Genomic DNA, 19,700 nt, shown 5'->3' with positions numbered 1-19,700 from the left:
CGATTCTCATCAATCTATGTGCAGGAGCTTCGTGAGCACCCCCACCGTCGCCGCGCCGCCGCTCGGCCCCCGAGCCGCCGTCGTCGGCAGGTTGTCCGCCCTGGACCGGTTCCTCCCGTTGTGGATCATCCTGGCCATGGCCCTCGGTCTCGCGCTGGGTGCGCTTGTTCCCGGGCTTAACACCTCCCTCGACGCCGTCAAGATCGGCGAGGTGTCCCTGCCGATCGCGGTGGGACTGCTGGTGATGATGTATCCGGTGCTGGCGAAGGTCCGCTACGACCAGACCCGGCGGGTGATCGCCGACCGGAAGCTGATGGCCGCGTCCCTCGCACTCAACTGGCTGCTGGCCCCCGCTTTCATGTTCGCCCTGGCCTGGATCTTCCTGCCGGACCTGCCGGAGTACCGCACCGGCCTGATCATCGTGGGTCTCGCCCGCTGCATTGCCATGGTCATGATCTGGAACGACCTGGCCTGCGGCGACCGCGAAGCTGCGGCGGTGCTCGTCTTCATCAACTCCGTCTTCCAGGTCATCGCGTTCGGTGCGCTTGGATGGTTCTATCTTCAGGTCCTGCCGTCCTGGCTCGGCCTCGCCACTACCAGCGCCGACTTTTCCTTCCAGGCCATCACGGTTTCCGTGCTGATCTTCCTGGGGATACCGCTGGTCGCCGGATTCCTCACCCGGACGATCGGTGAGAAGGCCAAGGGCCGGCACTGGTATGAGAACACCCTGCTGCCCCGGCTCGGGCCATGGGCACTGTATGGCCTGTTGTTCACGATCGTGCTGCTCTTTGCACTGCAGGGCGGAAATATCACCGCCCGGCCGCTCGATGTCGCCCGGATCGCCCTCCCGCTTCTTGTCTACTTCCTGGTGGTTTTCGCCGCGGGTATGCTGACCGGCAAGTGGCTCGGCCTTGGGTATGCACGAACGACGACGCTCGCCTTCACCGCCGCGGGAAACAACTTCGAGCTGGCCATCGCGGTGGCAATCGGCACTTTCGGTGTCACCTCCGGGCAGGTGCTCGCCGGCGTCGTCGGGCCTCTGATTGAAGTGCCGGCGCTCGTCACGCTCGTTTATGCCGCCCTGTGGGCGCAGAAGCGTTTTTTCGCCCCCGTTACCCCAACTGCCTCTTTCACTCAGGAGAAGTCATGACCACCGACAGCAGCAAGAAGCCGTCCGTCCTGTTCGTCTGCGTGCACAACGCAGGGCGCTCGCAGATGGCCGCCGCGTTCCTCACCACCCTTTCGCAGGGCTCCATCGAGGTCCGCTCCGCCGGTTCCCAACCCGCCGAGAAGATCAACCCGTCCGCGGTCGAGGCCATGGCGGAGGTCGGGATCGACATGAGCAGCGAGATCCCGAAAGTGCTGACCACCGAGGCAGTCAAAGAGTCCGACGTCGTCATCACCATGGGCTGCGGCGACGAGTGCCCGTACTTCCCCGGCAAGCGTTACGAGGACTGGGTGCTTGAGGACCCGGCAGGCAAGGGAGTGGAGTCCGTGCGTCCCATCCGCGACGAGATTCGGACCAGGATTGAAGGGCTCATCGAGTCCCTGACGTCGGCCGCTAAGTGATGACTATTTCTTCTTGCGCCGGCTGAACTTCGTCAGCGCCTCAACCACGAGGTCGTGGTCCTCCGTCTGGGGGAGGCCGGACACCGTGACGACGGCAACCGGTCCTGTCCCGCGCACGAAGACAGGAAATGCGCCGCCATGGGCTGCATAGCTTCCCTCGTCGAACCACGCGTTGTCCTCGATGCGACCGCCTCCACGTCGGCCGCGCAGGCCCACCAGAAGGGACGGGATGCTGTAGCGCTCGGCTGTGCGTGCCTTCTTGTCCACCCAGATGTCGTTGTCCGGGGTGGCGCCCGGCAGCGATACGTGAAACAGCACGTGCTCTCCGCGCCTGATGTCGACGGCGACCGGCATGTCCCGTTCGGTCGCCAGCTCCACGATGAGGAGTCCGAGCGCGAGGGCGTCTTCCTGGCTGAACTTCGCCAGTTGCAGCTTCCGTACTTCTTCCTCAACCCGCCCGATCAAGGCTTCGAGGGCTGGCGGGGACTGTTCTCCGGAGGCGTCCGGGTCGAACTCGGCCGCGGAATTCTGGTTCTCAGTCACGTAGCGTCTCTCTCCTTGCCGTCAGACGTAAGCTACGAGCCTATCGGAACCCGCTGGTGCAGATTTCCCTGCACCCCAGCATTCGATAGAATCGAATGCATTATGGATGACCCTCCTTCACATAGACCCATGCCCCTCACCCGCTTGAATGCCGTGTTTCGGCTGATCGAGGATGGGGGGCGGCACCATGTATGAGTTGGTCATGATCGGTATCGGCCTGATCCTCACGGTCGGAACTGGTATGTTCGTTGCTTCCGAATTTGCGCTGGTCAACCTGGACCGCGGGGATCTGGAAGCACGCCAGGCCCGCGGCGAAAAAGGCCTCAAGCCGACGATCAAAGCGCTGAAGATCACTTCGACGCATCTATCCAGCGCCCAGCTCGGCATCACACTGACTACGCTGTTGACCGGTTACACCTTTGAACCGGCAATCAGCTCGCTGCTCCGCGGACCGCTCTTGGGAGCGGGCGTGCCGGAAGCGATAGTGCCGGGGATCGGCACGGTCATCGCAATCCTCATAGCGACCGTGTTTTCGATGGTGATCGGTGAGCTGGTGCCGAAGAACTTCGCACTTGCACTGCCGCGCCAGACCGCTAAGTTCGTTGTGCCGTTCCAGACCCTGTTCACCACGGTCCTCAAGCCAATTATCGTGCTGTTCAACAACACGGCCAACAAGATCATCCGATCCTTCGGTATCGAGCCCAAGGAGGAGCTTTCCGGAGCCCGTAGTGCCGAAGAGCTGAGTTCTTTGGTTCGCCGATCTGCGCTCGAAGGTTCGCTTGACCAAGACCACGCGGAGCTGCTGCACCGGACGTTGTTGTTCTCGGACCACACTGCGGCCGATGTGATGACGCCCCGAGTGCGTATGACATCGGTCAAAACCACAGACACGGCCTCGGAGATCATCGCTACGGCCGTCGCTACCGGGTACTCCCGTTTCCCCGTGATCGGCGAGGACAGCGACGACATCCGCGGCGTCATCCACCTCAAGCAAGCATTCGCCGTCCCTATGGAAGACCGGGCGGTCACTACCGCTGAGAAGCTGATGATCGAACCTCTCCGGGTACCTGAGTCCATGAGCGTGGATACCCTCCTGGGCCTGCTGCGCCAGCAAGGACTGCAGGTTGCCATCGTCACCGACGAACACGGCGGCACGGCGGGAATCGCCACCCTCGAGGACCTCATTGAAGAGATTGTCGGCGAACTGGAGGACGAGCACGACCGCGCCTATGTCGGTGTCGTCCGCACGGGCAAGTCCATCACCTTCGACGCGGCGCTCCGCCCCGACGAGCTGAAGGAACGCACCGGCATCGACGTGCCCGAGGGCGAGGAGTATGACACCGTAGCCGGGTACATGACCGACGAGCTGGACCGCATCCCCGAACTGGGAGATGAAGTCTCCGTCGATGGAGGCGTGCTCCGGGTGGAGCGGGTGGTCAGCTCCCACGTGGAGCGAATCCGCTTCACCCCCACCGAGACACCCGAGGGTGAACCCGCCAGCGCTCACGACCAGCTCGTAGACCGCCTGATCAAGGATGCCGTCCATGAGTGAATATCTGCCCGGAATCATCTGGCTGTTCGTGCTCCTGGCTGCGAACGCCTTCTTCGTCGGCGCCGAATTCGCCGTCATCTCTGCCCGCCGCTCGCAGATCGAGCCCAAGGCCGATGCGGGCAGCAAGGCGGCGAAAACTACCCTCTGGGCGATGGAACACGCCACCCTGATGCTGGCAACCAGCCAGTTGGGGATCACCGTATGCTCGCTGGTCATCCTCAACGTGTCCGAACCGGCAATTCATCACCTGCTTGAGTACCCGCTGGCGCTTACGCCGATACCGCCGGAAGCCGTCGGTGTGATTGCATTCATCGTGGCTCTGCTGCTGGTGACGTTCCTGCACGTGGTCCTTGGTGAGATGGTTCCAAAGAACATCTCGTTCTCGGTTCCGACCCGAGCAGCGCTGCTACTCGCGCCACCCCTGGTGTTCGTTTCAAAGGTCGTCAAGCCGGTGATCTGGACGCTGAACGGGATTGCGAACGGAATACTTCGCCTCTTCAGGGTCGAGCCAAAGGACGAGGCGACCAGTGCCTACACCCTGGACGAGGTGGCAACCATCGTGGAGCAATCCACTAAAGAAGGCATGCTTGCGGACGGCAGCGGGACCCTGACCAAAGCTTTCGAGTTCACGTCAAAGACCGTTGCGGACGTCGAGGTGCCAATCGAAACAATCATTCACCTTGAAGAGAGCGCCAGCCCGGCCGATATCCAGCGGGCCGTCGGCGAGCACGGGTTCTCCCGTTACATCCTGACCCGCGACGGCGAGCCCTCCGGCTATCTGCACCTCAAGGACGTCATGGACCTCACCACACCTGAGGCCTTCGTGACACGCGTTCCTCAGAAGCGTATTCGCCGGCTTGCCTCTGCCTACCGCAGTAGCGACCTTGAAGATGCTCTGGCTACCATGCGGCGCACCGGCGCCCACGTGGCGCGGGTCTTTGACGCAGAAGGAAACACCACCGGCATGCTTTTCCTCGAGGACATCCTCGAGGAACTCGTCGGTGAGGTGCAGGACGCTACCAGCGCTACGCCGCTTCAGGATCTTCCACCGGCGTCGGAAGGAGCACCCTCAGGAACGGCCTCCTCATGGGAGGCAGCCCAGGAAGCGAGCAGCCGCAGGGCGTCCGCTGTCGGCGAGTCCGCCGAAGCGGTGTAAACGTTCATGACCAGGCCGCCGTCGCCGGGCAGCTCCATTGACTGGTAGTTCAGATCAAGGTCGCCCACCACCGGGTGGTGCAGGCGTTTGACGCCGCTGCGGTGGAACATCACATCACGCGACGCCCATCGGGCACTGAAAAGCTCGCTCTGCGTACACAATTCGCCCACGAGCTTGATGAGCTCCGGATCATGCGGGTTCCGCCCAGCCTCCAGACGCAGCATCGCTGCGGCATCATTGGCGACCTGGTCGAAGTCGCGCCAGAACTCATGGGCAGCAGGATTCAAGTAGATGAAACGGGTGGTGTTGACCGGCCTGCGAGGGTCCTCGAACACCGGTGCGTAGAGAGCGCGGCCGAGTCTGTTCGCCGCGAGGACGTCATGCCGACCATTCCGCACCCACGCCGGTGCATCCGTCATGGCATCGAGGACCTGCTGGATCTCCGGGCGAACGGAGACGGACGGCTTTGCGCGAGATTTCCGTGCCGGGCCGGCTGCCTTGGCAAGGTCAAAAAGGTGCTGCCGTTCCGCCTCGTCCAACTGAAGGGTCCGGGCAAGAGCATCAAGAACGCTCTCGGATGCTCCGGCGAGGTTCCCTCGCTCAAGGCGGACGTAATAGTCCACCGACATGCCGGCTAGCATTGCCACCTCTTCCCGACGCAAACCGGCAACACGACGGGTGCCGCCATAAACGGGCAATCCCACCTGCTCAGGGGTAATACGCGCTCGCCGTGAACTAAGGAATTCACGAATATCCGCCCGCATATCAGCCATACACCAACGGTAGGTCCACCGGCCGAACTATGGGAGGCACTGTCGATACCCTGACAGGATGGCATGCAGGTTCCACAGGGGGTCTGGCAGTACCGGGACGGAACGTCACTCCCACGCGTGCAGGTGAGGGTCTTTGATGGATAGTAGAAATGAGCAGACATCCGGCCTTCCCCCGGTTACGAACCTCACAGCCCGTACGTGAACATACGCTTACAGGAGATCTCCATGCCTACAACTGTTTCCGCTTACGCCGCGCCCTCAGCCACTGAGGACCTGGTACCCACCACCATCGAACGCCGGGACGTCGGACCGAACGATGTCTTGATCGAGATCAAGTACGCAGGAATCTGCCACTCGGACATTCACACCGTTCGCGGCGACTGGGGTCCGCAGCAGTTCCCGCTGGCACCCGGACATGAGATCGCCGGTGTCGTTACCGAAATCGGATCCAAGGTTACGAAGCATTCCGTCGGCGACCGCGTGGGCGTCGGCTGCATGGTCAACTCCTGCCGGGAGTGCAAGAACTGCAAGGCCGGGGAGGAGCAGTACTGCCTCAACGGCAACGTGGGCACTTACGGAGCCGTCGACCGCGACGGATCGATCACCCAGGGCGGCTACTCCAGCCACGTCGTCGTAACCGAGGACTTCGTGGTCCGTATCCCTGAGGGTATCGAGCTCGACGTCGCCGCGCCCCTCTTGTGCGCGGGTATCACGACCTACTCGCCGCTGCGGCACTGGGGCGCCGGTCAGGGTAAGAAGGTGGCCGTCGTCGGCCTCGGCGGTCTCGGTCACATGGCCGTGAAGCTTGCGCACGCCATGGGCGCAGAGGTGACCGTCCTGTCCCAGTCGCTGAAGAAGCAGGAAGATGGTCTTCGCCTGGGAGCAGACGCCTATTACGCAACCAGCGATGAGAACACCTTCGCTGAGCTGGCCGGCTCGTTCGACCTGATCATCAACACGGTCAGTGCTTCCATCAACATCAGTGATTACCTGGGACTCCTGACACTCGACGGCGCACTCGTCAACGTTGGTGCCCCGGCCGAGCCGCTTCCGGTGAACGCTTTCGCGTTGATCGGTGGCCGGAGGTCCTTCGCCGGCTCGATGATCGGTGGTATCCGGGAGACCCAGGAGATGCTCGACTTCTGCGCCGAGCACGGACTCGGCGCGGAGATCGAGGTGATCCCGGCCGAGAAGATCAACGAGGCATACGAGCGCGTGCTTGCATCCGACGTACGGTACCGCTTCGTGATTGACGCCTCCACGTTCAACTAGCCCGCACCACCAAAAGCGGCAGGTTCGAGCGATAGCTGCTCGAACCTGCCCGATGCTCAACCTGCCGCGGATCGATCTCAGAGCGAGATTTGGGTTCTCTCCATCCGCACGACGACGGACTTGGAAGTCGGTGTACCGCTGGTGTCTGCGACGGAATCGAGCGGCACCAGGACGTTGGTTTCCGGGTAGTACGCTGCTGCGCAGCCCTTGGGGGTCGAATACGGGACGATGCGGAAGTTCTCGGCCCGCCGCTCGGTCCCATGGAACTCGGATACCAGATGCACCAGGTCGCCTTCCCTGAATCCCATCTCCACGATGTCCGCCTCGTTAACCAGGACCACGCGGCGCCCGCCATGAATACCGCGGTAGCGATCGTCCTTGCCGTAGATGGTGGTGTTGTACTGGTCATGTGAGCGTAGCGTCTGGAGAATTAGGCGGCCCGGGGGGACCTTGATGAATTCGAGCTTGTTGCCGGTGAAGTGAGCCTTACCCGATTGTGTGTAGAATCTTCTGGCGTCCCGCGGAGGGTTCGGAAGCACGAACCCCCCGGGATGCTGGATCCGCTCCTCAAAGTTGTCGAATCCGTCGACCACCGCCTCAATGTGTTCCCGGATGAGCGAGTAGTCATCCTTCATCGCTATCCAATCTGCTCTGGGAGTGTTTGGCCGTGGGTGGCCATCGCTGTCCACGAACAACTTGTGGGCAAGGTTGCACACGATGGCCACCTCTGACTGGAGGTACTCGCTGGCGGGCTTGATGCGTCCGCGTGAAGCGTGGACGGCGCTCATGGAGTCTTCCACTGTCACCCTTTGGTCACCGGTTCGCTGTTTATCTTGCTCAGTGCGTCCGAGGGTGGGGAGAATCAGCGCGCGGCGGCCTGTGGAGACGTGGGAATGGTTTAGTTTCGTGGAGATCTGCACACTGAGGCGAGTGTTTGCCAGCGCCTTTTCCGTGACTTCTGAATCCGGTGCGGCCCGAACGAAGTTGCCGCCCATCCCGATGAAGACACGGACCTCGCCGTCCCGCATCGCGCGGATCGCAGCCACGGTGTCGTGGCCGTGTTTGCGCGGCGAAACGAATTCGAACCGATCGTCCAGGCTGTCATGGAACTTCGCGGGCATTTTCTCGAAGATGCCCATGGTCCGGTCGCCCTGGACATTCGAGTGGCCACGGACTGGGCAGACTCCCGCGCCCGGCTTTCCGATGTTTCCTTGGAGCAGCAGCACGTTGACCACGTCCCGAAGAGTGGGCACAGAGTGCTTGTGCTGGGTCAGCCCCATGGCCCAGCAGACGATCGTCGCGCTGGACGCTAACAGGCGTTCTCCCGCTGATTCGATTTGCTCGAGGGTCAGGCCGGTCGCTTCCAGGATGTCATCCCACTGCGTCTCCTCAAGGGACCGCAGATATCCATCAATGCCGACGGTGTGATCCCGGATGAAGTCATGGTCCAGGACCGTGGACAGCCCGGGGGTCTTTCTCCCTTGGGACTCCGCTTCGAGAAGGTACTTGCCGAGGCCTTGGAAGAGGGCCTGGTCGCCGCCGGCCCGGATCTGCAGAAAATCGTCGGTCAGTTGTGTTCCCTTGACCATGCCGGAGACGGTCTGCGGATTCTCGAACCGGAGGAGCCCGGCTTCGGGAAGAGGATTGACGGAGATGATGAAGGCGCCGTTTTTCTTGGCCTTCTCCAGTGCGCTGAGCATTCGCGGATGATTCGTTCCAGGATTTTGGCCGGCCACGAAAATCAGGGACGCTGTCTCAAGATCATGAAGGCTAACCGAGCCTTTGCCGATGCCAATAGTCTCGACGAGTGCTGATCCCGAGGACTCGTGGCACATGTTTGAGCAATCCGGGAGGTTATTGGTCCCGATACCCCGCACGAGGAGCTGGTAGAGGAAAGCTGCCTCGTTCGAGGTCCGGCCCGAGGTGTAGAAGACGGCCTGATCCGGATGATCCATGGCGTTGATCTCCTGGGCAATCAGTTCGTACGCCTGGTCCCACTCGATCGGCCTGTAATGCGTTGCATCGTCGTCAAGCAACATCGGGTGAGTCAGCCGGCCCTGCTGGCCCAACCAGTAGTCGTCCCGAGTCCGCAGATCGGCGATGGAATGCCTAGCGAAGAACTCGGGTGTGACACGGCGCCGGGTGGCTTCCTCTGCTACCGCCTTGGCGCCGTTCTCGCAGAATTCGGCCGTATTGCGCTTCTCATGTTCAGGCCAGGCACAGCCCATGCAGTCGAAACCATCGATCTGATTGACGGCCAGGAGCGTCTGAATGCTCCGCAACGGGCCCATCTGTTCCATGGAGATCTTCAGCGAGTTCACGACCGCCGGTACGCCGACGGCCTTGGATTTGGGTTTGGTGAGAGTCAGCTTCGACTCGTCAATATTCTCTTTGGGAGCTTTTGAAGCCACAGGATCTTTCCTTTCAGATCTTGGCTGGAAACGAAGGACCGGCGGTGTTGCCCGGCAGCAACATTGCTTGCTGCGGCAGGCCGCTCAGGAGGTTCGGCAATCGCTGGAAGTCATTGAATGTGTAGACGTGAAAACCGGCAAAGAGGGGGTGACCTGCCACCTTTCGGTGAATGTCGCGGATTAGTCTGCCGCTGTCGTAGTTCAGAAAGTCGCCGCGTCGCCACAGGGCGCCGGTCATGCCGGTCCTACGGGCGAGTTTTAATGAACGCCCTACTCCGAGGCGCGCTCCCATGGTCAGCAGCTTCTTGGTTGAAACAGGGCCGGGAACCCCCACCCATACGGGCAGGTTCACGCCGTTCTCGCGCAGTGAACGCAGATAACGGTTGATCGCCTCCGCGGAGAAACACATCTGGGTGACAAGGGAGGATGCCATCGGTGCCTTGCTCACAAGATTGTGCACCAATTGTTCCCGGCTTAGTTCAGGATGCCCTTCGGGATAGCCGGCAACACCTGCGGAAAAATCGGATGAGAATTCCTTCACCGCCTCTAAGAGATGCCCGCTCCAGGAGTATGGGCCTGCAGGCGTGCGTCGGTCACCGGCGACAAGGAACAGCTCCGAGAGGCCGGCATCCTGCAATTGTCTCAGCAGGGAGTGCAGCTCGGCCTGGCCGGAAATACTGCGGGCAGCCAAATGGGGGATCGTGCGGTAACCCAGCCGGGCCAAACCGACCGCTGTTTCCACGGTGCGTCGGGGACCGTGGTGGGGAAGGCACGTCACACTGACGGAGCCCGAGCTGGCGAAGATCGCTGGAAGTTGCGTGAGCAGATCTGGCGAAGGGACGACTTCCAGCCGCACCCTTGCGGCCCCTTGTTTGTTCATCCCGCTCCATCCTGAGGCAGCTGTCGCCCATTTCGAGTGATTTCGGTCGTGCGCTGAAGAGCGTGCGGTGACATTAGCCAACGCGCGTAGTGATATATCAGTTATAGGAACTGTATGGAGCAGGAGCGCGGGCGTCAAGGTTCCCCGGGTTTACTTGGGCTTCACCACCTCGCCGAACGCGGACGGTAGGTCGCATTCGGGGCAAAGTGCGTAATCCTTTGACACCACGTGAGCCACGACACTAGCGTCTCATATATCAGTCTTACGGCCTCAAAATATCTATCTCATAGCAGGTCTGGCATAGGCGCCAGGCTCCCGCAACCCGATTAGGAAAGAAATGAGCCTCAGCACCACTCTTGATAGAGCACGTTTTTCCCCCTTCCACCGAAAGCTGGTGATTGGTTGCATGGGCGGTCCGCTCCTGGACGGCTACATGCTGAGTATCATCGGCATCGCAATGCTCGGTGTGACTGCCCAGTTCAACGCATCTGAACTCGAAGTCAGTCTCATTGGCGCCGCTGCGTTGGTTGGAATCTTCTTCGGGGCGATCCTTCTTGGTCCATTGACCGACAAAATCGGTCGACGGCTGATGTACACGATCGACCTGTGGGCACTGGTCATTGCATCCGCCCTGCAGTTTTTTGTCCAGGACGCCACCCAACTCATCATCCTGCGATTCATCGTCGGCCTCGCCATTGGTGCGGACTATCCGATCGCCAGCGCATTGCTGGCTGAATGGCTGCCGCAAAAGCGACGCGGCAAGATGCTGGGCATGCTGATCACGGGTTGGTTCGCGGGTGCTGCCCTTGCGTCGCTGGCAGGCTTCATCCTCTTCGAACTGTTCGGGCCTGAAAGCTGGCGCTGGATGCTCGGCAGTTCCGCTGTCCTTGGCATCGCAGTTCTTGCCATGCGGCACGGCATTCCGGAATCTCCCCGGTGGTTGATGAACCACGGGCGGCAGGAAGAAGCCGAGCGTGCCCTGCACACCGGCCTGGGGGACCAGGTTGACGCCGCCTCCGTGCTCGCTGCCGAGGCTCAGGCACCTGAGCCGGGCGCGCCCAAGTCGAAGGTCGATTTCTCACTGCTGCTGCGCCGTCCCTATCCCCGGCGGTTGTTCTTCTGCAGCGCGTTCTACATCCTTCAGGTAACTCCTCTCTTCGCGATCTTCACTTTCGGCCCTGTTATCCTCAGTTCCTTCGGCTTGGGGGAGGGTAACCTCGCAAACCTCGGCTCAGTGATCATCAACGTCGTCTTCCTCCTCGGCTGCCTGCCGGCTCTTCGCCTGGTTGAAACTGTCGGACGCCGGCCTCTGATCATCTGGAGCTTCGCCCTGATGGCCCTCCCGCTTTTCGTCCTTGGATTCGCTCCGGGCGCGCCTGTAGCGGTCATCATCGCCTGCTTCTGCATGTACGCATTCTTCTCGGGTGGACCCAATATCCTCGAGTGGGCTTATCCAAGTGAGCTCTTCCCCACAGAGGTGCGGGCAAGTGCAATCGGCATCACCACAGGCGCCAGCCGAATTGGAGCGGCGGTTGGGACATTTGTCATCCCCTTCGCGCTGCGCGACTGGGGCGTCGGACCCACCATGATGGCTGCCGCTATTCTGACCGCGATCGGATGGCTGGTCTGTGTCCTCATGGCGGAGGAAACAAAAGGCATGTCCCTCGCTGCCGCCGCAGGCAGCAAGCAGGAGTCAAGCCCCGCTACTTCGGAGCCGCAGGCAGACAGGGCCGGCGTCTAGGCGTCGAACCGGCCATTCACCCTTTGAATCCCCACGACCCCGGAAAGGACCCCCTGATGGTTCACAAGGTGCAAGCAGTCATCGCCAAGGAGAAAAACGCCCCAGTCACACTGGAGACGATCCTGGTGCCGGACCCAGGACCGGGGGAGGCGCTGGTCGACATCCTCACCTGTGGGGTGTGCCACACCGACCTTCATTACCAGCAGGGAGGTATCTCCGATGACTTTCCTTTTCTGCTGGGACACGAGGCGACTGGAGTGGTCAGCGCTGTCGGTCCGGACGTCACCGAGGTGGCTGCAGGTGACCGGGTGATCCTGAACTGGCGCGCGGTCTGCGGGGCATGCCGCGCGTGTTCGAAGGGCCAGCCGCAGTACTGCTTCAACACTCATAACGCCACCCAGAAGATGACGCTGGAGGACGGAACGGAGTTGTCGCCGGCACTCGGGATCGGCGCCTTCGCGGAGAAAACCCTCGTCGCTGCGGGGCAGTGCACCAAGGTGGACGAGGACGTGGACCCAGCCGCCGTCGGTCTCTTGGGCTGCGGCGTCATGGCGGGCATCGGCGCAGCCATCAACACCGGTGAGATCAAGCGCGGTGAGTCCGTGGCCGTGATCGGATGCGGTGGTGTCGGCATTGCGGCGATCACCGGTGCGAAGTTGGCCGGCGCAACCACGATCATCGCCGTGGATATCGACGCGAACAAGGTAGAGATGGCGAAGGACCTCGGTGCCACCCACGGGGTGGACTCGAGTACCGAAGACGCGATTGAGGCAATCCGTGCCCTCACCGGTGGCAACGGAGCGGACGTGGTGATCGACGCCGTCGGCCGTCCTGAAACCTATAAGCAGGCGTTCTACGCCCGCGACCTCGCCGGTCGTGTAGTCCTCGTAGGTGTCCCGACGCCGGACATGATGCTGGAGTTGCCGCTGCTCGACTTCTTTGGCAGGGGTGGATCGCTCAAGTCGTCCTGGTATGGGGACTGCTTGCCCTCGCGTGACTTCCCCATGCTCGTCAGTCACTACAAGCAGGGCAACCTGGACCTGGATGCATTCGTCACCGAACGAATCGCCATCGATCAGGTGGAGGAAGCCTTCGCCAAGATGCATGACGGCAAGGTCCTACGGTCGGTCGTCGAAATGGAGCCGGCGGTGGTTTCCTCATGAGCGTCCGCATCGAAAAGCTGGTCACCTCGGGCACGTTCTCGCTCGACGGCGGCACGTGGGACGTCGACAACAACGTCTGGATCATTGGCAACGACGATGAGTGCATCATCATCGATTCTCCACACGACGCAGCCGCGATCATCGACCAGGTTCGAGGCCGCAAAGTGTTGGGAATCCTGCTGACCCATGCGCACAACGACCACATCGGCGCCGCACGCCAGGTAGCCGAAACGGTCAACGCGCCCGTCTACCTGCATCCCGATGATGTGGTTCTGTGGGAACAGGTCTACCTGGACGTGCAACCGGATAAACAGCTCAAGGACGGCGACGTCTTTCAGATCGCGGGTGCGGAATTGCGGGCGTTGCACACGCCGGGCCATTCGCCTGGTTCCAGTTGCTTCCTGCTTGCGGAGCAGAACGTCGTCTTCACCGGCGACACGCTCTTCAACGGCGGCCCAGGAGCAACAGGGCGGTCCTACAGTGATTACCCGACCATTCTGGCCTCCATCCAGGACAAACTCCTCCCACTTCCCGATGAAACGGTGGTTCACACCGGCCACGGTGAAGACACGACGATCGGAGCTGAGCGCTTGACGCTTGCCAGCCTGGCGACCGACTGACACTTCCAGTAGAAGGCGGCATGCCCGAGCGGCTTCTGCTCGGGCATGCCGCTTTTCGCACCTGCCTGCGTGCGGTCAGGCGAAGCTGAACACCGGGGGAAATACCATGACGACGACGGCGGCCCACGCACCATAGACGGGCAGGTATCGGGTTTGCCAGGTCTCCAGTTGCAGGAACGCGCGCCGTCCCCGCAGGAAGCCGATGGTCAACCACGCGGCCCGCACCAGGTGCACAAGCAGGAGCAGGTTGAGGCCGAGCGCGGCGATCTTGTTCGGGCTGAATCCGAACTCCGCGATACGGGTGAGCATTGCGGTCAGCATTACGGCATCGACCGCTATGGCGGCCACGACCAGCAACAGCTGCAGACCGTCGACAAGGCCGGGCCTGGCCAGCGAGTCCCGTGCGGAGATGGAATAAAGCAGTAGCGCCAGCACCAGGATCAAGATGGCGTCCATGAGGATCAGCAGCTCACGGTCGACGTCGGCCAGGCCACCCGCTGCAGCGATGACTCCAAGCAACGCGAGCAGCATCACGATGGTGAGCGGCGTGAAGATGCGTGTGAGGACCGGTGCAATGTTCTCGACAACATTCTGCTTGGCCTCGACGAGCCAGGCCGCGACGACCAGGGCTCCGGGCACTGCGAACGGCAGAATCCATTGCCCGAGCACCGGCTCAAAGTCCGTCCCGATAAGCGAGAACGCGCCGAGTGTCAGTCCAACGAGCACCGCGCCGCCAAGGGCGATCAGGACGTAGTAGATGGCGAACTCGCCGGTGAAGCGGACGAAATCCATCCGGCGGCCGTCTGACCGCCACCGCCCGCCCATGTACGCAAGCCCAACCACCATCCACAGCACCACTGGAGCATGCAGAACGGCGAGTATCTCCGTGGAACCGCCTGGAACGAAGGGATACAGGTTGAGGACGATGGCGAGAGCCAGAAAGGGAACCACTAGTACCGCGCCCACGCGGAGGGTCAGCCGCCGCTTCCAGGCGAAGTAGCCAGCGAGGAACGGGAACACGAGCAGTCCGATGTTGCGTGCGAAGGCATTCTCGTTGTTGAACAGGGTGAAGCTGAGCTTGACTGCTATGCCTGCGCCGACGGCCAGCGCGAGAACTACTGCCAGTTCGCGCCAGGGCGGGGTGCCGGCGTCGTCATGTGCTGATTCCGGAAGGAGCACCAGCTGCTTCCACAGCCGGTCTGAGTGTTCGCGGGCGAACTCGCGCGAGACCGCGTCGAGGTTGCCAAGGCGTTTGATTGCAACGAGGAAGGCCTCGTCCTCATCCAGTCCGGTGGCACGCCGTTCGGCGATTTGTTCGCGGAGGTGGTCCTCCAGCTCATCGACATCCGCGGGGGAGATTGCCTGGCGGCGCTGGACGTAGCTTCGCCACCGGTCGATCTGGGCTTCGAGTTCCGGCTGTGCCATTATGCCCAGCCTTCCGTCACTGCCGGAGGTCTTGGTGCGGTGTGCCAGACCTGCCGCAGCGCGTCCGCGACGACGGTCCACTGCTGGTGGCGCTCCTGAAGAGCTTCCCTGCCGGTCGGGGTAATAGCGTAGTGCTTACGACGACGGCCGGCTTCCGAGGTGCCCCAGGACGAGTCGACGTACCCCAGTCTTTCAAGCCTGTGGAGGAGGGGATAGAGCATGCCGTCCGTCCACTGCATGCTGCCCCCGGAGAGCTCTCCCACGCGCTTGAGGATGGCGTACCCGTACAGATCGCCCTCAGCCAGGATGCCGAGGACCAGGGGAGTGGCAGAAGCTGCCACGAGGTCTTTATCAATGCGCACTGCCGCTCCGGATACCTAGGGCTGTTAGGTAACAAAGCATAGCAGCGCTAGGTATGTTGCAGCCGCTTCCACGAGCCTACGGTTGGTAGCCACACCGATTATGAGGAGTGCATCGTGGCGGAGCTTCGCATTGAGCAGTGGTGGATCCTGCTGGATACCACCCACAAGGAATGGTTCCGCGAGAATTCGCGGGCGGCGCAGGTGGATCCGGATGCTGCCAATGCCGTCAGGGAAGCCGGTGGGCCTGATCTAAGTGGTTCAACCCTCTCTTCACAGGACTGGGATTTCATCGAGATCCAATCAGAGTTCGTCGACTAGACCGACGCTTTGCCCGGACCGTCGCGCGTCATCGACGCGCCCTGGTCAGGTACTTTGGATTCAACTAACGGTCTCAACTGCTCGCCCCTCTGGGAGCGCCCGCCGGGTGCTCCCCGCCCTCTTGCGCGAGCTGTTTCTTAGCAGGAAGCGGCGCGATGATTACTTCCATCCGGAACTGGAAACGGGGCGCGACGGCCGGGATGATGGCCCTGATGCTGTTATCGGCGGGGCTTGCGGTGGCTGCTCCTGCTGCCCATGCCGGTGAAACTCACAGCGTCGGGGAGCAGACACCCGCAAGTCCGGCGGTGACGACTCAGGAAGGGCTGTTCTTCGGTGCGGAACTCGACTGGTCAACTGTCGACGCGGCTGCCTACACAGAGCAGAGCGGAATCACTCCGTCCTTCTTCAGCAGGCCGTTCGCCTACCCGATGACGCCCTCGCTCGAGGAAGACCTCCGGAACACAGCGCTGCAGGCGGCGCAGCTAGGCTCCCTCATTGTCATCACGCTGGAGCCCTCGAAGCCGCTCGCCGAACTCACCGAGGACGACGCCGTGCGCCTGAGCGAAGTCCTGCAGGGCGCCAGCGAGGAATATGGCACCGCATTTTTCGTACGCTTCGCGCCGGAAATGAACGGCACGTGGTATGAGTGGGGGCAGAAACCGACTGATCACGTGTCCGCCTTCAGGACCGTGGCGGCCGCCCTTGACGCTGGTGCCCCGACCGCGCAGATGCTGTGGGCGCCGTCGTACGCGGCGGGCTATCCCTTCACCGAGGCATACGGCGCGTTGGACGGGCCCGACGACAGAACTCTCCGCGCACTCGACACCAACGGAGACGGCCTGGTCGAGCCCGGTGACGATCCCTATCTGCCCTACTACCCCGGGGACGACGTCGTCGATTGGGTCGGCCTCACGATGTATCACTACGGGAGCTACCAACCCGGTGCTGTCGCCGACATCGACGACGAGCGCGAGTACTCGGGCGCCATCATCACCTCGGTTCTGCCCGAGCAGGACAAGTTCGAGACCCAGCTTGAAGGGACTTACGGCATGGCGCCAGGGGCTCCGCAGATCAACTTCGCGAAGGAGTATGCGGCGGACAGGGGCAAACGACTCTTCATCCAAACGGCGGCGCTCTACGACCCTGAAGATCCTGACAGCGCAGAAGAGGTGGAAATCAAGAGCGCCTGGCTGAACCAGTTACTGGACCCGGCGATAGCCGAGGAATACCCGGAGATCGGGATGATCAGCTGGCTGGACGCCGTCCGGACGGAACCCGAAGCCGAGGGCCGGACCGTGGACTGGCGGGTTGGGGGCGAGGAAGACACTTCAGCCATTCTTCGTGAATCGCTCGACGGTGCAGCCGGAGTTGTCCTGGCTCCCGTCGTCGAACCCTATGTTCAGCCGCAAGCAAGTGAAGGTGAGGGTGTTGAGGCCGGCGAGAACAGCGGGGTAGCGAGGGCCGGTTTGGGCACCACCATCGTCGTCTGGGTATCTGCGCTTGCGGTGGGGCTCGTGATCCTATGGCTTCTTGCCCTGGCGATCCGCAAGCCGAAGCCTCGCCGGCCCTGACTCAAGACGCCGCCGGTAGGAGCGAGAACTAGAACGTCACTCCGCAGCGCAGAGCGACATTCGCGTACGACGTCGCTTCACCCGTGCGGATGATCAGCCGCGCCTCGGGCAACAGTGCCTTCAGTTCTTCGTGGCTCATGATTTCGGGAGAGAGGCCCTGGGCACGAACGGTGTGTTCGACAGCTGTCCCCGCCGCCTCCGACGCGATGACGGACCCCTCGACCTCGAGGTCATCGAGCACCGCCCGCAGAACTTCCGCGAATTCCGGTCGCCCCTTCACCAACGCCAGGTCAACAACGGAGTCGGCATCGGGCAACGGCATGCCGCAGTCCGTGATGACGACCAGGTGCCCGTGCCCCAACGCGCTGAGGCGTGCATTGATCGGTCCGTTGAGTATTCCTTGTTTCTTCACGCCTTGAGTCCTTGGGGGGTGGGTGCGGGGGGAAGTTCATCGGTGAGCGACGGATAGGAAGGCTGGGCACCCTCCCCGCCGACGGCGAAGGCGCCTACCCGTACCGCGACCTGAACGGCCTCGGGCAAACTATCTCCGGCGACGAGCCGGGCAGCGAGAGCACCGACAAACGCATCGCCGGCGCCGGTCGTATCCACCACCGGAACGGATGGCGCGGGCACTTCGAGCATTCCGGAGGCGGTGACCAGAAGGGCACCGGCACCACCCAACGTCATGACGACCGACTGGAAACCGCATTCGAGAAGCGCCCGCGCAGTCCCCGCATGATCGGAAGACGCAGCAACGCCGAACTGCGCCAGCACCAGAGCGCCCTCGTGCTCATTGACCACGAGCGGATCGGCGCGCAGCAGCGTCTCGCGGTCCAGCTCGATGACCGGAGCGAGATTAATCAGCACCCGCGTATCCGAAGCAGGAAGCGTGGAAGCAACCGCCGCGGTGATTGCCTCTGCGGGAATCTCGCCCTGGAGCACCAGCACGCCAGCGTCCGCGATCAGCTGCGCTGAGGAAGACACCAGGTCAGGCGTAATCTCGCCGTTCGCGCCGGGGATGACGACGATCGTGTTCTCGCCGGCGTCGTCGACCGCCACGATCGCTACGCCGGTGGTCGTCCTGACGCGCTTAACCGCATCAGTGTTGACGCCGGCACCGTTCAGGCCGGAAAGCGCGACGTCGGTGTAGGAATCCTGCCCGACGGCTCCAATCATTGTGGTTGGGGCTCCCAGTTTGGCCGCAGCTACGGCCTGGTTCGCGCCCTTGCCGCCGGGCATCACCGTCATGGTCCGTCCCAGCAGCGTTTCGCCCGGCTGGGGGTGGCGTTCCAGTGTGACTACGAGGTCGGCGTTGATGGACCCTACAACGACGACGCCCGGCGGCTGTGTGCTCATTCTGTGAATTCGCCGACGTTCTCGGAGTTCACGGTGGTAACCGGAACCGGGACAGTGGCCTCGACGGTCTCGCCGGCGAGGATCTGCTGGAGAATCTCGACGGAGCGCTTGCCAAGCTCAGCGGGCTGCTGTGCGATGGTCGCGGTCATCGAGCCTTCTTCAATGGCGGCCAGGCCGTCTGCGGTGCCGTCGAAGCCCACAACCTTGACCTCGGCACCTGCACGGTCGCCGAGAGCCTGAATTGCGCCCAGCGCCATCTCGTCGTTCTCGGCGAAGATGCCGGTGACATCAGAGTTGGCCTGCAGCAGGTTGGTGGCTACGTTGAGGGCCTCGGCGCGGTCGAAATTCGCGGTCTGCATGGCGACCACCTCGATGTCCGGGTAGGCAGCAATGCCCTCCTCGAAGCCGGCGCCGCGATCACGGCTGGCTGACGTTCCTGCGACGCCCTGCAGCACAATGACCTTGCCCTTTTCGCCCATGGCCTTGGCGAGTTCATCTGCAGCTTGCTTTCCGCCTGCCACGTTGTCGCTGGAGACGAGGGACTGAACCTCGGCGCCGTTGACGGTGCGGTCCGCAGCAACTACCGGGATGTCACCGTCGATCAGCGGAGCTACGGCAGCGGCAGCGGCGTCGGAATCAACCGGGTTGATGATGACGCCGTCGGTGCCGCTGGTGGCAGCGGTTGCGAGCTGGTTGGTCTGGGTCGCGGAATCATTCTGCGCGTCAACGACCTCAAGCTCGATGCCTGCCTCTTCGGCTGCGGCTTCGGCACCGTCGCGAAGCTCCACGAAGAAGGGGTTGTTCAGCGTGGAGAGGGCGAGCGTTGCCGAGGACGATGTCTCAGCGCCTTCCTCGCCGCCACGGTTGCATGCGGTTGCGGACAGGGCGAGGGCCAGCGAAACGGTCAGAACGGCTGCCTTGCGCGGAGCGGAGAACTTCATTGTTGTTTTCCTTTACTGATTGGTTGAACGGAGCGAAGTGAAAGTTG

At 62.3% G+C, this 19,700-nt stretch carries 18 protein-coding genes and 1 pseudogene; 10 read left to right on the top strand and 9 right to left on the bottom strand.

Annotation, left to right across the window (positions count from 1 at the left end; all coding sequences use genetic code 11):
• The first annotated feature begins 31 nt into the window (after positions 1–31).
• Together arsB and M1D74_RS14435 are read left to right on the top strand one after the other, a co-directional pair.
• Positions 32–1,150 carry an ACR3 family arsenite efflux transporter gene (gene arsB, locus M1D74_RS14440; RefSeq protein WP_458115740.1) on the top strand — a complete coding sequence of 373 codons (1,119 nt, stop codon included), beginning with the start codon at positions 32–34 and terminating at the stop codon, positions 1,148–1,150.
• Positions 1,147–1,569, top strand: a complete 423-nt coding sequence (locus M1D74_RS14435; RefSeq protein WP_309124600.1) for an arsenate reductase ArsC — start codon at positions 1,147–1,149, stop codon at positions 1,567–1,569. The genes arsB and M1D74_RS14435 overlap by 4 nt, the downstream gene beginning before the upstream one ends.
• Positions 1,570–1,572: 3 nt before the next feature.
• Here M1D74_RS14435 and M1D74_RS14430 read toward each other — a convergent pair whose 3' ends face one another.
• Entirely contained in the window at positions 1,573–2,112 is a 540-nt protein-coding gene (locus M1D74_RS14430) for a heme-degrading domain-containing protein (protein ID WP_458115739.1), read from the bottom strand.
• A 187-nt stretch (positions 2,113–2,299) separates the two neighbouring features.
• Between M1D74_RS14430 and M1D74_RS14425 the strand changes: the two genes are divergently transcribed.
• On the top strand, positions 2,300–3,664 hold the full coding sequence (locus tag M1D74_RS14425) for a hemolysin family protein (protein WP_458115738.1): 1,365 nt from the start codon (positions 2,300–2,302) through the stop codon (positions 3,662–3,664).
• On the top strand, positions 3,657–4,820 hold the full coding sequence (locus tag M1D74_RS14420) for a hemolysin family protein (protein WP_458115737.1): 1,164 nt from the start codon (positions 3,657–3,659) through the stop codon (positions 4,818–4,820). Before M1D74_RS14425 ends, M1D74_RS14420 begins: the two co-directional genes overlap by 8 nt.
• On the opposite strand, the pseudogene M1D74_RS14415 reads toward M1D74_RS14420, so the two are convergent.
• Positions 4,721–5,593, bottom strand: a pseudogene (locus tag M1D74_RS14415) (helix-turn-helix transcriptional regulator); the annotation flags it as partial. The gene M1D74_RS14420 and the pseudogene M1D74_RS14415 overlap by 100 nt on opposite strands.
• A 225-nt stretch (positions 5,594–5,818) precedes the next feature.
• Here M1D74_RS14415 and M1D74_RS14410 point away from each other — a divergent pair.
• The gene (locus M1D74_RS14410) at positions 5,819–6,865 is read left to right on the top strand and encodes an NAD(P)-dependent alcohol dehydrogenase (protein ID WP_458115736.1); all 1,047 of its coding nucleotides are present in this window, start codon (positions 5,819–5,821) and stop codon (positions 6,863–6,865) included.
• A gap of 77 nt (positions 6,866–6,942) precedes the next feature.
• Here M1D74_RS14410 and M1D74_RS14405 read toward each other — a convergent pair whose 3' ends face one another.
• A complete protein-coding gene (locus tag M1D74_RS14405) occupies positions 6,943–9,276 on the bottom strand; it encodes an FdhF/YdeP family oxidoreductase (protein ID WP_458115735.1) in 2,334 nt (777 codons plus the stop codon).
• Between the two features lie 13 nt (positions 9,277–9,289).
• Entirely contained in the window at positions 9,290–10,018 is a 729-nt protein-coding gene (locus M1D74_RS14400; protein ID WP_458115734.1) for a methylenetetrahydrofolate reductase, read from the bottom strand.
• 544 nt (positions 10,019–10,562) lie between these two features.
• Between M1D74_RS14400 and M1D74_RS14395 the strand changes: the two genes are divergently transcribed.
• From M1D74_RS14395 to M1D74_RS14385, 3 genes are read left to right on the top strand one after another with little or no spacing between them, the layout of a single operon-like run.
• Positions 10,563–11,897 carry an MFS transporter gene (locus M1D74_RS14395; protein ID WP_458115733.1) on the top strand — a complete coding sequence of 445 codons (1,335 nt, stop codon included), beginning with the start codon at positions 10,563–10,565 and terminating at the stop codon, positions 11,895–11,897.
• 56 nt (positions 11,898–11,953) lie between these two features.
• Complete coding sequence (locus M1D74_RS14390) at positions 11,954–13,060, top strand: S-(hydroxymethyl)mycothiol dehydrogenase (RefSeq protein ID WP_458115732.1); 1,107 nt, start codon at positions 11,954–11,956, stop codon at positions 13,058–13,060.
• A complete protein-coding gene (locus tag M1D74_RS14385) occupies positions 13,057–13,680 on the top strand; it encodes an MBL fold metallo-hydrolase (RefSeq protein ID WP_458115731.1) in 624 nt (207 codons plus the stop codon). Before M1D74_RS14390 ends, M1D74_RS14385 begins: the two co-directional genes overlap by 4 nt.
• Positions 13,681–13,755: 75 nt before the next feature.
• Here M1D74_RS14385 and M1D74_RS14380 read toward each other — a convergent pair whose 3' ends face one another.
• Both M1D74_RS14380 and M1D74_RS14375 read right to left on the bottom strand, forming a co-directional pair.
• Positions 13,756–15,105, bottom strand: coding sequence for a permease prefix domain 1-containing protein (locus M1D74_RS14380; protein ID WP_458115730.1), 1,350 nt, complete (start codon positions 15,103–15,105; stop codon positions 13,756–13,758).
• Positions 15,105–15,467 (bottom strand): PadR family transcriptional regulator, encoded by a 363-nt coding sequence (locus M1D74_RS14375; protein ID WP_309072759.1) that lies wholly within the window; start codon positions 15,465–15,467, stop codon positions 15,105–15,107. The genes M1D74_RS14380 and M1D74_RS14375 overlap by 1 nt, the downstream gene beginning before the upstream one ends.
• Before the next feature lie 114 nt (positions 15,468–15,581).
• Between M1D74_RS14375 and M1D74_RS14370 the strand changes: the two genes are divergently transcribed.
• Entirely contained in the window at positions 15,582–15,785 is a 204-nt protein-coding gene (locus M1D74_RS14370; RefSeq protein ID WP_309072760.1) for a hypothetical protein, read from the top strand.
• 155 nt (positions 15,786–15,940) lie between these two features.
• Positions 15,941–17,356: a hypothetical protein gene (locus tag M1D74_RS14365; RefSeq protein WP_458115729.1), complete on the top strand. Its 1,416-nt coding sequence runs from the start codon at positions 15,941–15,943 to the stop codon at positions 17,354–17,356.
• A gap of 28 nt (positions 17,357–17,384) precedes the next feature.
• On the opposite strand, the gene rbsD is transcribed toward M1D74_RS14365, so the two are convergent.
• From rbsD to M1D74_RS14350, 3 genes are read right to left on the bottom strand one after another with little or no spacing between them, the layout of a single operon-like run.
• Positions 17,385–17,768 (bottom strand): D-ribose pyranase, encoded by a 384-nt coding sequence (gene rbsD / locus M1D74_RS14360; RefSeq protein WP_458115728.1) that lies wholly within the window; start codon positions 17,766–17,768, stop codon positions 17,385–17,387.
• Complete coding sequence (locus tag M1D74_RS14355) at positions 17,765–18,712, bottom strand: ribokinase (protein WP_458115727.1); 948 nt, start codon at positions 18,710–18,712, stop codon at positions 17,765–17,767. Before M1D74_RS14355 ends, rbsD begins: the two co-directional genes overlap by 4 nt.
• Positions 18,709–19,653 (bottom strand): substrate-binding domain-containing protein, encoded by a 945-nt coding sequence (locus M1D74_RS14350; RefSeq protein ID WP_458115726.1) that lies wholly within the window; start codon positions 19,651–19,653, stop codon positions 18,709–18,711. Before M1D74_RS14350 ends, M1D74_RS14355 begins: the two co-directional genes overlap by 4 nt.
• Positions 19,654–19,700: the final 47 nt, after the last annotated feature.

The sequence above is a fragment of the Arthrobacter sp. D2-10 genome (genome assembly GCF_054161285.1).
Note: the sequence above shows the minus strand (reverse complement) of the source record. Positions and strands in the feature narration are given on the sequence as shown.

Excerpts from the sequence above, each read along its gene's own strand:
- M1D74_RS14365 (WP_458115729.1), top strand. The coding sequence starts at position 15,941 with ATGATTACTTCCATCCGGAACTGGAAACGGGGCGCGACGGCCGGGATG.
- M1D74_RS14350 (WP_458115726.1), bottom strand. The coding sequence starts at position 19,653 with ATGAAGTTCTCCGCTCCGCGCAAGGCAGCCGTTCTGACCGTTTCGCTG.
- M1D74_RS14435 (WP_309124600.1), top strand. The coding sequence starts at position 1,147 with ATGACCACCGACAGCAGCAAGAAGCCGTCCGTCCTGTTCGTCTGCGTG.
- M1D74_RS14410 (WP_458115736.1), top strand. The coding sequence starts at position 5,819 with ATGCCTACAACTGTTTCCGCTTACGCCGCGCCCTCAGCCACTGAGGAC.
- M1D74_RS14390 (WP_458115732.1), top strand. The coding sequence starts at position 11,954 with ATGGTTCACAAGGTGCAAGCAGTCATCGCCAAGGAGAAAAACGCCCCA.
- M1D74_RS14395 (WP_458115733.1), top strand. The coding sequence starts at position 10,563 with ATGGGCGGTCCGCTCCTGGACGGCTACATGCTGAGTATCATCGGCATC.
- M1D74_RS14425 (WP_458115738.1), top strand. The coding sequence starts at position 2,300 with ATGTATGAGTTGGTCATGATCGGTATCGGCCTGATCCTCACGGTCGGA.
- M1D74_RS14380 (WP_458115730.1), bottom strand. The coding sequence starts at position 15,105 with ATGGCACAGCCGGAACTCGAAGCCCAGATCGACCGGTGGCGAAGCTAC.
- M1D74_RS14420 (WP_458115737.1), top strand. The coding sequence starts at position 3,657 with ATGAGTGAATATCTGCCCGGAATCATCTGGCTGTTCGTGCTCCTGGCT.
- M1D74_RS14355 (WP_458115727.1), bottom strand. The coding sequence starts at position 18,712 with ATGAGCACACAGCCGCCGGGCGTCGTCGTTGTAGGGTCCATCAACGCC.
- M1D74_RS14385 (WP_458115731.1), top strand. The coding sequence starts at position 13,057 with ATGAGCGTCCGCATCGAAAAGCTGGTCACCTCGGGCACGTTCTCGCTC.